The sequence below is a fragment of the Acetobacterium sp. MES1 genome (genome assembly GCF_002237635.1).
Taxonomy (GTDB): Bacteria; Bacillota; Clostridia; order Eubacteriales; family Eubacteriaceae; genus Acetobacterium; species Acetobacterium wieringae.
The window spans coordinates 232,347-243,116 of record NZ_MJUY01000025.1 but is presented as its reverse complement, the minus strand read 5'-3'; the positions used below and the strand labels follow the sequence as shown (position 1 = coordinate 243,116).

The window sequence follows — 10,770 nt, the reverse complement described above, 5'->3', positions numbered from 1 at the left end:
GACAATTTTAAACATCATCGAATGGGAACATATCGAAATTACTTAGAAAGATAAAAGAGGAAAGAATATGAATAACAATAAAAAATGGTTGATTCTGGCTGTCAGCATTGTGATTAACTTGTGTATCGGCTTTGCCTACGCCTGGAGCGTTTTCTCAAAACCGTTACAGGTAGATTTTGGCTGGACACCCTCCCAGGCATCAATGGCTTTTACCATCAACTTATTTGTTTTGCCGATTGCGATGATTTTTGCCGGGCCGCTGGTAAAACGTTTCGGGGTTCGGGTGGTTGTTTTATTAGGTGGGGTGTTGTTTGGCTTGGGCCTTTACTTAAGCGGAATGATCACCACCGTTTATCAGATCTATATTACCTATGGTTTAATTGCCGGGTCGGGAATTGGACTGATCTACTCAATTACCGTTTCCAATACTGTTAAATGGTTTCCAGAATACAAGGGTTTGGCGGGTGGCCTGACGGCGGGTGGTTTTGGTGCCGGTTCGCTGATTTTTGCCCCAGTGGCGGTACAGTTTATTGCTGCACAGGGCGTAATGGGAGCTTTCCAGACCTTAGGATTAATCTTTGCCGGGGTGATTCTGGTGCTGGGGATCTTTATTGCCGCTCCGCCGGTATCGGATACTGATAACAAAGCGACTACTGTGGTAGCAAATCAAAGTAGTGGAGATGTCACCACCCGGGATATGTTAAAAACGGTTGATTTTTATGTGATTTGGGGATTGATGGTGCTGGGCTGTATCTCCGGATTAATGATTATCAGTCAGGCTTCACCAATTGGCCAGGTGATGGTGGGGTTATCGCCCGAACAAGCGGCTTTTGCAGTTGGATTTATTGGACTGGCCAATGCCACCGGACGGGTTGTTTGGGGAACTGTTTCTGATAAAATTGGACGCTACAATACCCTGATGTGTATGTTTGCCTTAAGCGGTGCTGGTTTAGTGGCCTTGTATTTTACCAAAGATTTACCGCTTTTTATGGTAGGGATCTGCTTGATTGCAGCCAGCTATGGCGGCGTGTTCGGATTATTCCCGTCAATTACGGCTGATAATTTCGGGATTAAAAATTTGAGTATGAATTATGGGGTGGTCATGACCGGCCTTTCAATCGGGGCCTTTATTGGACCGCAAATTGCGGCCTATGCCGTAGAAAAAAGCGGTGGCAGTTATAACCTGGCCTTTATCATCACCCTGGGCATTAATATTGCGGCGATTATTCTGGTATTAATTGCCAAACGGATGAATGCCAAACACAAAATGATGCTGGCAACGGAGCACTAAAAATTAAAAGGTAAAAAAAACAAGATCTGTCGCACGAGACAGATCTTGTTTTGGTTTATGTTAAGCGATATTTGCGGTTGAGCATGTCTTCCCGTTCTTTCCAGTCCGACATCAGTGTGCCCAGGGCCCCGTAGAAGGAAAGATTATGATTGGGAAAACGGAAGTGAAGCATCTCGTGGAGAGCAATGTATTCAATACATTCCTTGGGGGTCTTAATCAGCTCCAGATTCAGGATCACCCGCTGACTTTTAGGTGAACAGGCGCCCCAGCGGTTGTCCAGCCGATAGATTTTCAGGTCGGGAAAACGGATTTGATAGGGCGCCGCTTTGATGATGGCAGCGGCCATGGCCTCGACAAAAATTTCCCGGGCCTGCTCCCGATACCACATATCCAGAACAAATTCTTTATGGGAAAGGGACGAAACATCCTGGACATTAAGAACCATGTTATAGTTGTTGATCACCACTCCGGTGGTGGGGGATTCTTCAATCATCAGGCGATAATAATCACCCAGAAATTTATGTTTTTCACCAGTTTTGTACTGATAGTTTTTTAATAATTCAGGGACGGTATCAAGATTGCCAAACATAGGGGTACCTCCATCTTCTGGTTGAACAATTCATTTTGACAATTATATCCAAGAAGCAGCCAAACCTGAATAGAAATAGTTGTCACCATAGGGAAAGAATTGGTGATTAACTTGCAAATTTTTAAGATGCCGTTTATGAACTGTACTTTCACTGGAAAAATGTTATAATGAGATATTATCGTTCCCAAACATGTTGAGAATAATCAGAAGTGTTTTTAAATGAAAGGAGAATCTTATGGAGACAAGATTAAGTGTAACTTTGATTCAACACACCCCGGATCCTGAGAAATTAGTGGCGGCAGCGGCCAAGCTATGTTATTCCAAAGCCGGTGCCGGTGAGATCATGGATGACTTGACCGATGATAATGTGGAGCGCTTCTTAACCCGTTTGATGGACATGGGCCACGCATCGCCCATCGAACATGCCAGCTTTACCTTTGCCATTGAAGGGGTTAGCCGGGCCTTAACCCATCAGCTGGTGCGCCATCGGATGGCCAGCTTCAGTCAGAAATCGCAACGCTATGTAGCTGAAGGTCAGTTTAGTTATGTGATTCCTCCAGAAATTAAAGCTCTGCCGGATGGCGAAAAGATCTTTGTGGAAGGAATGGAGAATGCTCAGAAGACCTACGATGCACTGGCCCAAAGACTTATTGAAAAATACACAAAAGAATTGATGGCAGCAGGGCTTTCAGAAAAACAGGCTGCGATGGCGGCCGAAAAACAGGGCATTGAAGATGCCCGATTTGTTTTGCCCAATGCCTGCGAAACGAAAATTGTGACGACCATGAATACCCGGGAACTGCTGCATTTCTTTAATCAGCGTTGTTGCAATCGGGCCCAATGGGAAATTCGGGAACTGGCTACCCAAATGCTTAAAGAATGTAAAAAAGTGGCCCCCTTACTCTTTAAAAATGGCGGACCCCGCTGTGTCGAAGGCCCCTGCCCAGAAGGCAGTATGACGTGTGGCCAAATCGTTGAGGTCAGAGAAAAATTCAAACACATTTAGGACATCGATATACGTCTTGTCCAATAAAAATAAACTAAAAATTGAAAAGGTCGTGAAAAGGTATGTTGGAAATTAAAAATCCTGAAAAACAGAATATTATTATTGCTCTAATCGTCGCTGTTTTAGGGATCGCTATTATTTTTGTTCCGTTTGTGATAAAAGCGGTGGTAAGCTATCAGTTTTACTTTACCTATGTAGGTGTGGTGATTATTGTTTTTTCGCTGGGTTATGCCATCTTTTTCTACCGCCGCTATCGCCAGTTTGAAACGTTTATGGCAAAAAAAGACGAAGCGCTGGTCTGGGAATACGATGAAGCTCAATATGAGGGATTTATCGGCGAGTTAAACCAGATTCAGAAAAATTCTGAAAAGAAAAAGATCTGGGTTTTATTGGGAATCGAACTGGTTATCTCGGTTTTACTGGTAATCATGCTGTCTGAAGGATCAAAGTGGCTGGGATTTGTTTTTTTTGGATTCTTTGCTACCATGTCAGTATTGTTCACCATTGTCTTTCCGCAGAGCTTTAAATATAGGGCCCTGGTTAAACCCTATGTCACGATTATCCACGAAGACAGCGCTTATATTATGGGACGGTTTCATAAATGGACGAAAGCGCAGGCCAAGCTGAAGAATTATGACAACGGTGAAAAAATGTACAAGGTCCTGGCGATTAATTATGAAGCCTTAACCCGAAACGGCAAGCTGTTTCAGGAATGGACTGCCGTTATCCCAAATCCTGATGACAGCAGGATGATTGCAGATGCCAAAACTTGGGTTGGCAGAATCAATAAATTCACGCGACTCCATGAAAAGCAAATGAGTGAACGCAAATCAGGATCAGAAAAATTGTTTGAAAAAATGCTTGGTAAAGGCAAAAATGACAACAAAAAATTAGAAAAGGCAACAGATTCAAAAGCTCGCAAATAAAAAAAGCCCACCGGGCTTTTTTTTGGGTTTATTCTGGATAAATCATATTTTCTGGTTGGATTTTTTCAAGAATTTCAGTTAGAAACTTCCGGGCTTCATAGCGGGCCATGGGGAGATTCATATCCAGATAGTTGCCGCAATCCCGGGGTGTGGCACCGGGAATCTCGTCCTGGTAATCCGCCATAAAGGTAAATAACTTGATAATCAAGGGCATGATATCGGCTGGAGTTCGTTCGCCTTTCATCAGCAGGTAGAAGCCGGTGCGGCAGCCCATTGGTCCAAAATAGACAATTTCGTCACTGAGTACCGGGTCGTTGCGCAGAAAAGTTGCGCCCAGGTGCTCCATGGCATGGAGTTCGCCGTTGTTAATGACTGGTTCGCGGTTGGGTTCTTTCATCCGGATGTCAAAGGTGGTGATGCAGTGATCGCCGCAATAATCTTTTCGGGAGATATAGACTCCTCGTAATAAATCCAGGTGGTTGATGGTGAAGCTGGCAATTTTTTTCATTGTTATTTTTCCTTTCTGGTAAGATAATGGTTAATAGCCTCCAGATAATGAAGGAGAATATTATGGTAGGGATAAATCCGCAGATTCTGGTCGAAGTCCCCGTAGGGAATGGATTTGCGACCGCTATGCTGGGCATGATCCCAATAGGTTTTTAGAATATCAAAGGGCAGCAGGAAGGTTTCGTCGCAGAATTTAAAATGGACAATCAGGAAGGACAACCCCTCCTGTTTCTCGAAGGCTTCCATAAATTCCATCTGATGCTGATGGATATTGGCAATCGGTAATCGCTTCTGGCTGGTTTCCTTAGCATCAAAGCAGACCGGAATTCCCTGGATGTTGCCCAGATAGTCGACGGTACTTTTCTCTTCAAAATAGGCCAGTTTAATGGTTCCTTTAGTAGGATCTAACTCTACTGGTTTGATGGAAGTAGGAATTTTTTGAACGACCGCCAGCCCCTGCTCCAGATAGATTTTATTGGTGATATTTAAGTTTTCCTCTAGCTGACTGCCCCGCAGCCCCCGGCTGTTCCAGTAACCCATGTTTATTGCTCCGATAGAAAGGGGTCTTTAAAGCCAAAGCGTTTTAAGGCTTTTTCAAAAACCGGTGGGAGCGGGGAGGTAAAGGTTTTATTCATGTCAGGCAGGGTGTACCGGGCGCTGTGGAGCAATTGGCTTTTTAGGCCGAATTCTTCATATAAACGGCTGTTAAGCAGACGATTGCCATATTTGGGATCGCCGACTATCGGCAAACCCATGGCTGAAAGTTGAACCCGAATCTGGTGGGAACGGCCGGTTTTTAAAATGATTTTTAACAAGGCATAGTCACCGTGACAAGCCAGAGTTTCGTAGTTCAGGACGGCCTTTTTATCGGTTGGAGCGGTTTGCTGTGTCGAGAAGGTAACAGAGTTTTTATCGCCATCTTTTTTTAAATAGCCAATAATTTCATCGGTAGCCTTGGGTTTTCCGGTTACGATGGTGAAGTAGATCTTTTCGGTGCGATCTTCCCGGATGGCACAATTGACCGCTTGAAGGGTTTTATAATTCTTGGGAACCAGGATGATTCCGGTCGTATTTTTATCCAATCGATTGGCACAGGCGGGGGTGAAGGTTAAATTGGTTTTAGGGTCATAATCACCTTTTTTTATCAGATAGCTAACGGCATGGTCAATCAGTGACGATTCCTCGGATTTATCTGGCTGAGTAAGCAGTTCAACGGGTTTATTAAGTACCAGCAGATCAGTGTTTTCAAAAATAATATCGAGTTGAGGACTGTTTTTATCTAATTTTTTTGGTGGTGTAGCAGCCCGGAAATTGGCAATGGTTTCTTCTGCGAAGTAAATCGAAACCACATCGCCAGCGGTAATTGCTGTGGATGGCTCCGATTTTTGACCATTTAGTTTGATCCGCTTTTTTCGCAGCATCTTCTGGAGAAATCCGGTGGAGGCTTGGGGCATCAGTTTTTTTAGAAAGCGATCCAGTCGCTGGTTGCTTTCGTTTTCAGTAATAACAATTGTTTTCATCGATAATCCTTAAATAGTATTTTGTGTCATTATACCATGGATGTGGCGTGAATAAATTAAGTTTCGGTTGTCGAGGTGGAAAAGTTAATTAGGCGGGCGTTTTTTTTACAAGAAATAAAAAGAGCATCTGTCCAAGTAATCAAAGTTAGCTTGCGAGATGCTCAAAAAACGGAGAAACAAGTTAAGGATAAAATAAATTATCGTTTGTGGCTGCAGTCCAGGACATTTTTTATTTTATGGGCAACCATGGCTTTGATGGCCGATCGACCCGGTCCCAAATATTGACGGGGATCGAACCAACCGGGATTTTCAACAAAAACCTGGCGGATCGAGGCGGTCATGGCCAGACGCAGATCGGTATCGATATTGATTTTACAAACGCCAGATTTCGCAGCTTTTCGCAACATATCTTCGGGAACACCCTGAGCGCCAGGAATTTGTCCACCGTATTGATTGCAAAGATTGACGAATTCTTTGGGAACCGAAGATGCCCCATGGAGTACCAAAGGAAAGCCGGGGAGCATGTCGGAAATTTTGTAAAGCCGTTCGAAATCCAGACGCGGTTCGCCCTTAAATTTGAAAGCGCCATGGCTGGTGCCAATAGTAATGGCTAACGAATCACAGCCGGTTCGTTCAACAAACTCGACCGCTTCATCGGGATCAGTATAGGTTGCATTGCGGGTATCGACGTTGACATCATCTTCAACACCAGCCAGTTTTCCCAGCTCGGCTTCAACGACAACACCATGATCATGAGCATATTCGACCACTTGTCTGGTTAAGGCAATATTTTCAGTGAAGGAGTGTTTTGAACCATCAATCATAACCGAGGTAAAACCACCATCGACACAGGCTTTGCAAATCTCGAAATCATCGCCGTGATCTAAATGGAGGCAGATATCCAAACCAGTGACTTCGACGGCTGCTTCGACCAATTTTTTAAGATAGACCGGATGGGCATATTTTCTGGCCCCTGCCGATACTTGTAAGATAAGAGGCGCTTGTTCTTCAGCAGCTGCTTCTACGATTCCCTGGATTATTTCCATATTATTAACATTAAAAGCCCCAACGGCATAGCCACCGTCATAAGCTTTTTTGAACATTTCAGTTGATGTTACTAATCCCATTTTGAAAACCTCCTAAGTGTTATCCTATTTTTGCTTGTTGTTTTATATGACATTTATATTTAGCGACAGTAATATCAGTATACTATCTTTTGTGATAATACTCAAGCAATCAGAACAAATTTGATCGGTATTTACATTTTAATCTAAATGGAAATAAAGAAAAAATCAAAGCATTACTTTGACAAAAGAAATAATATTGCGAAAGACGTATTGGCTGAAAATGAAAGTAAAAGAGGCAACAGATAGTGCTGCCTCTTTTCTTATTTTGTAACTAACGTTGTTTAATGAAGCTGGGAAGGACTTTTAATAAACCAACGAGCATGATTGTGTATAAGGGAATCAGGAAAATGTTGGTAATGATTCGGGCAGGAAGCAGTACAGCAACCGCCTGTCCATAAAGAATGCTCAGAAACCAGGTGTTTAACAATATTGATGTGACCAATTGTGAAACACTGACGATAAACAGGATATGATCGCTACGAAATTCACTATCAAGATTTGATTTCTTTACAACAATAATGGGGAAGACCGCAAACGCGATCATTAAAGCAATAAAGAGTACAAAGACAATCGTACTGATCGGTTCACCTGCATAATAAATGGTACCATTGTCGAAACCAAAGGTGCCGGAAACAGCCAGAATAATTGTGGCCAGTACGATAAAAACCAGGTTGAACCATTCCAGATATTTTACTTCTTTTTTTCGCAACATCATAAAGAGTAAACCCGGAATCAAACCAGTCAAACCGCTGGCTAAGGTAAATCCGATAAAGAAAGGGCCGCCCGGCTTAATAATAAAGCAGAGGATATCGGAAATAAAACCTACGGCGAAACCTGCTAGCGGTCCAAACAGAATACCACTTAGCATAATTGGCAAAGCAGTGATGTTTAAACGTAATGAAGGAAAACCACCAAGAGGGATGTATACCTCAAACAAAATCTTCAGCACGATGCTGATGGCAATGAGCAGTCCACAGTTCACCATGACCCGGGTTCGGGTGGAACTACTAATAAAAGCATTACTTTTCATAAAACCTCCTTGAGTTTAAAGTAATGCTTCCGCAACCTACAATCTGCATTGTAACAGCGGAAGCGACAAGATACCGCAATGGTCACATTTCGTTTAAAGGCAACTTCCCATCCTTTAACACTTTACGCATCTTGTCTACTCTGGTATTTAATTGTTATCATTTTAACATGTAGTTAAAGGTTTACACAAGGATAAATAATTATCGTTATTTTTTAATCAAAGTGGTAATTATTGTGATTTTGGGTATATAATAGTATCAGTCAAAGAAAAACTGAAAGAAAAAAAGTAAATGGAGGGTAATAAATGAAAAAGCTATGGAAATGTGGTGTCTGCGGTTATAAGATGGAAGGTCTTGAAGCCCCGGAAAATTGTCCTAAATGTGGAGCTCCCCGGGAGCAATTTGCAGCTTTAAGTGACGAAGAGGCTAAAAAAGTATATGACTCCTATGTTACCAACGATATTCATATGGAAGTGATTGGACTGGCTGAAAAAATCGTTCATTTGTCAAGAAAGGGTGCAGAAATCAATCTGGATCCAGGATGTCTGCATATTTTTCAGAAAGCCGAAGCCGATTGTTACGTCATCAAGGAAATGTGCAAAGCAGAAATAGCCGGTCATATCTCAAAAGGTAAATGGTAAAAAAATATTGAAATGGAGCCAGGGTTTGTGTTATGATAGATCAGTAAGTTTTACTGCTGGCGTGGCACAGATGGTAGCGCAACTGATTCGTAATCAGTAGGTCGGGGGTTCGATTCCCCCCGCTAGCTCCAGTAAAAAATAATATTTAGTTAAAAGAATGGCTTTAATTAGCGATTCTTTTTTTTATATTTGTTTTTTGTCTCCACCAAAAGTATGACCGACTGTGAAAAATAAAAGTGGTCTTTTTAACTTGAAAGAATAAATGTTACGTTGTATAATTGAGTTAATATATCCGCTTGCGAATTTAAAAGAGGTGATATTAACGATGAACTGTGAAAAATACAAAAAAGTATTTGATGAAAATAATGGTATTGTAAAGCTATCCGATTTCACTGATGCGGGATATCACAATACTGTCATTGATCGATTGATCAGAGAAGGAAAAGTAATCAAACTACGTCCTGGTTTTTATGAATGGCAATATGAGGACGTCATATCCGAAGCTGTCATTATCAATAAACTATATCCTGATGCTATTGTCTGTATGGATTCCGCACTATACTATTATGATTATACAGAGAGAACGCCAGGTGCCTGGCATTTGGCAGTGAATAAAAACAGTTCAAAATCGAGATTTAAAATCGATTATCCGAAACTAAAGGTCTATTACGTGGTTGAAAAGTATTTGAAAATCGGGATAGCTGAAGTGGATTTTGAAGGTCAGGTGATTAGAATCTATAATCGGGAAAAAACAATTTGCGACATTATTCGATATGAGAAAAAAATGGATAAAGAAGTATTTAATAAGGCGATTCGAAGCTATGCAACAGACTCAAATAAGAATGTGGGCAGGCTAATGGAATACGCAAAACAAATGAATGTCGAGAAAAAAACGAAGATGATCATGGGGATGTGGATGTAATGGTAAATGTTCAGGGACTGCTTCAAAAATTAAAAGAGAAATCCAGAAAAGAGGGGATTTCTTATCAGTTTATGCTCCAGTTGGTCTGCCAGGAGGAGTTCTTGAGGCGATTGGTAAATTCAAGGGGGGATTTGTTAGTATTAACCGATATAAAAATTACTTTAAATGTAGAAAGTATAAAAAGACAAAAAAATGCTGATTGGCATTTGTCTTTATCGTTCGTATAATATATAATATAAACGAACGATAAAGACAAAGAGGTGCTCAAATGACCGATAGAGAAATGATTCTGGACGCTCTAAAAAAGAATAACGGTGTTATCGAGACGAAACAATTTGCAGTGCAGGGGATTGATAATAAGGTCTTCCGCCGATTAGAGCTGGAAGGAAAAATTGAGCGAATCAGCAAAGGAATTTATATTGATGCAGAACAAATGTTGGATGAGTATTTAATCATGCAGTATCGCTGTAAAAAAGGGATCTTTTCTCATGAAACGGCTTTATTCCTACATGATTTATGCGATCGTTCGCCGCTGAAACTGATGATGACCATTCCCACTGGTTATAATACCCGGTTGTTGAAAATGGACGATCACTATCAATTTTTTTATATGAAAAAAGAATTTCATGGTATTGGTAAAATGAATGTGCAGTCGCCATACGGTCATACGATTGCCGTTTATGATAAAGAGCGAACCATCTGCGATTGCCTGAAAAAAAAGGATAAACTGGATAACGATATTGTTTTAACGGCGGTTCGGCAGTACATGCGTGATCCGGACAGAGATTTTATTAAACTTCAGTCATATGCCGATATCTTTAAGATTTCAGCCCAGGTACATCAATACATGGAGGTGTTAGCATGACCATCAATAGTCCCAGACAACTGAAAGACTGGATTAACAACCGAGCCAAGAGAGAAGGTGTGATTGCGAATACCTTGCTTCAGAGTTTCATGATGGAGCGTCTGCTGGAAAGAATTGCAGCATCAAGCTATCGGGATAACTTTATTTTAAAAGGCGGGTTTTTAATTGCCGCAATGATCGGTATTGACATGAGAAGCACGATGGACATGGATACCACAATCAAAGGTATTTCCAGCGATCAACAGGAAATTCAAAAAAATACTATCAGAAATCAAAGCAATCGATCTTGAGGATCATGTTAATTTTAATATCAAAGGGATAAAAAGCATTCACGATGTTTGAGAATAT

At 41.4% G+C, this 10,770-nt stretch carries 13 protein-coding genes, 1 tRNA gene and 1 riboswitch; of the genes, 8 read left to right on the top strand and 6 right to left on the bottom strand.

All coding sequences use genetic code 11. The features are described 5' to 3' along the window. The first annotated feature begins 67 nt into the window (after positions 1-67). Positions 68-1,291: an L-lactate MFS transporter gene (locus BI182_RS09560; protein ID WP_286807475.1), complete on the top strand. Its 1,224-nt coding sequence runs from the start codon at positions 68-70 to the stop codon at positions 1,289-1,291. Between the two features lie 55 nt (positions 1,292-1,346). Here the strand turns inward: BI182_RS09560 and BI182_RS09555 are convergent, their stop codons facing one another. Beyond that, the gene (locus tag BI182_RS09555) at positions 1,347-1,880 is read right to left on the bottom strand and encodes a M48 family metallopeptidase (RefSeq protein WP_070372488.1); all 534 of its coding nucleotides are present in this window, start codon (positions 1,878-1,880) and stop codon (positions 1,347-1,349) included. A 235-nt stretch (positions 1,881-2,115) separates the two neighbouring features. Here BI182_RS09555 and thyX point away from each other — a divergent pair, with 235 nt between their 5' ends. Further along, entirely contained in the window at positions 2,116-2,886 is a 771-nt protein-coding gene (thyX, locus tag BI182_RS09550) for an FAD-dependent thymidylate synthase (protein WP_070372489.1), read from the top strand. A gap of 62 nt (positions 2,887-2,948) precedes the next feature. Further along, complete coding sequence (locus BI182_RS09545) at positions 2,949-3,812, top strand: hypothetical protein (RefSeq protein ID WP_070372490.1); 864 nt, start codon at positions 2,949-2,951, stop codon at positions 3,810-3,812. A 28-nt stretch (positions 3,813-3,840) separates the two neighbouring features. Here the strand turns inward: BI182_RS09545 and BI182_RS09540 are convergent, their stop codons facing one another. The 5 genes from BI182_RS09540 to BI182_RS09520 form a co-directional block, all read right to left on the bottom strand. Beyond that, entirely contained in the window at positions 3,841-4,320 is a 480-nt protein-coding gene (locus BI182_RS09540; RefSeq protein WP_286807471.1) for an S-ribosylhomocysteine lyase, read from the bottom strand. A gap of 2 nt (positions 4,321-4,322) precedes the next feature. Beyond that, positions 4,323-4,859: a Holliday junction resolvase RecU gene (locus BI182_RS09535; protein ID WP_070372492.1), complete on the bottom strand. Its 537-nt coding sequence runs from the start codon at positions 4,857-4,859 to the stop codon at positions 4,323-4,325. Between the two features lie 2 nt (positions 4,860-4,861). Then, the gene (locus BI182_RS09530) at positions 4,862-5,839 is read right to left on the bottom strand and encodes an RluA family pseudouridine synthase (protein ID WP_286807469.1); all 978 of its coding nucleotides are present in this window, start codon (positions 5,837-5,839) and stop codon (positions 4,862-4,864) included. A gap of 197 nt (positions 5,840-6,036) precedes the next feature. Then, on the bottom strand, positions 6,037-6,966 hold the full coding sequence (gene fba / locus BI182_RS09525; protein ID WP_070372494.1) for a class II fructose-1,6-bisphosphate aldolase: 930 nt from the start codon (positions 6,964-6,966) through the stop codon (positions 6,037-6,039). 271 nt (positions 6,967-7,237) lie between these two features. Further along, the gene (locus tag BI182_RS09520; RefSeq protein ID WP_148636713.1) at positions 7,238-7,996 is read right to left on the bottom strand and encodes a folate family ECF transporter S component; all 759 of its coding nucleotides are present in this window, start codon (positions 7,994-7,996) and stop codon (positions 7,238-7,240) included. A 52-nt stretch (positions 7,997-8,048) separates the two neighbouring features. Then, a riboswitch (THF riboswitch) is annotated at positions 8,049-8,141 on the bottom strand. Positions 8,142-8,299: 158 nt separating this feature from the next. Between BI182_RS09520 and BI182_RS09515 the strand changes: the two genes are divergently transcribed. From BI182_RS09515 to BI182_RS09495, 5 genes are all read left to right on the top strand, one after another. Then, the gene (locus tag BI182_RS09515) at positions 8,300-8,635 is read left to right on the top strand and encodes a rubredoxin-like domain-containing protein (protein WP_070372496.1); all 336 of its coding nucleotides are present in this window, start codon (positions 8,300-8,302) and stop codon (positions 8,633-8,635) included. Positions 8,636-8,690: 55 nt separating this feature from the next. Then, positions 8,691-8,766, top strand: a tRNA-Thr gene (locus tag BI182_RS09510). A 194-nt stretch (positions 8,767-8,960) separates the two neighbouring features. Then, positions 8,961-9,557 (top strand): type IV toxin-antitoxin system AbiEi family antitoxin domain-containing protein, encoded by a 597-nt coding sequence (locus tag BI182_RS09505; protein ID WP_263992675.1) that lies wholly within the window; start codon positions 8,961-8,963, stop codon positions 9,555-9,557. A gap of 268 nt (positions 9,558-9,825) precedes the next feature. Beyond that, positions 9,826-10,422: a type IV toxin-antitoxin system AbiEi family antitoxin domain-containing protein gene (locus tag BI182_RS09500; protein ID WP_286807463.1), complete on the top strand. Its 597-nt coding sequence runs from the start codon at positions 9,826-9,828 to the stop codon at positions 10,420-10,422. Beyond that, the gene (locus tag BI182_RS09495) at positions 10,419-10,712 is read left to right on the top strand and encodes a nucleotidyl transferase AbiEii/AbiGii toxin family protein (RefSeq protein WP_286807461.1); all 294 of its coding nucleotides are present in this window, start codon (positions 10,419-10,421) and stop codon (positions 10,710-10,712) included. The genes BI182_RS09500 and BI182_RS09495 overlap by 4 nt, the downstream gene beginning before the upstream one ends. Positions 10,713-10,770: the final 58 nt, after the last annotated feature.

Excerpts from the sequence above, each read along its gene's own strand:
- BI182_RS09560 (WP_286807475.1), top strand. The coding sequence starts at position 68 with ATGAATAACAATAAAAAATGGTTGATTCTGGCTGTCAGCATTGTGATT.
- BI182_RS09555 (WP_070372488.1), bottom strand. The coding sequence starts at position 1,880 with ATGTTTGGCAATCTTGATACCGTCCCTGAATTATTAAAAAACTATCAG.
- thyX (WP_070372489.1), top strand. The coding sequence starts at position 2,116 with ATGGAGACAAGATTAAGTGTAACTTTGATTCAACACACCCCGGATCCT.
- BI182_RS09545 (WP_070372490.1), top strand. The coding sequence starts at position 2,949 with ATGTTGGAAATTAAAAATCCTGAAAAACAGAATATTATTATTGCTCTA.
- BI182_RS09540 (WP_286807471.1), bottom strand. The coding sequence starts at position 4,320 with ATGAAAAAAATTGCCAGCTTCACCATCAACCACCTGGATTTATTACGA.
- BI182_RS09535 (WP_070372492.1), bottom strand. The coding sequence starts at position 4,859 with ATGGGTTACTGGAACAGCCGGGGGCTGCGGGGCAGTCAGCTAGAGGAA.
- BI182_RS09530 (WP_286807469.1), bottom strand. The coding sequence starts at position 5,839 with ATGAAAACAATTGTTATTACTGAAAACGAAAGCAACCAGCGACTGGAT.
- fba (WP_070372494.1), bottom strand. The coding sequence starts at position 6,966 with ATGGGATTAGTAACATCAACTGAAATGTTCAAAAAAGCTTATGACGGT.
- BI182_RS09520 (WP_148636713.1), bottom strand. The coding sequence starts at position 7,996 with ATGAAAAGTAATGCTTTTATTAGTAGTTCCACCCGAACCCGGGTCATG.
- BI182_RS09515 (WP_070372496.1), top strand. The coding sequence starts at position 8,300 with ATGAAAAAGCTATGGAAATGTGGTGTCTGCGGTTATAAGATGGAAGGT.
- BI182_RS09505 (WP_263992675.1), top strand. The coding sequence starts at position 8,961 with ATGAACTGTGAAAAATACAAAAAAGTATTTGATGAAAATAATGGTATT.
- BI182_RS09500 (WP_286807463.1), top strand. The coding sequence starts at position 9,826 with ATGACCGATAGAGAAATGATTCTGGACGCTCTAAAAAAGAATAACGGT.
- BI182_RS09495 (WP_286807461.1), top strand. The coding sequence starts at position 10,419 with ATGACCATCAATAGTCCCAGACAACTGAAAGACTGGATTAACAACCGA.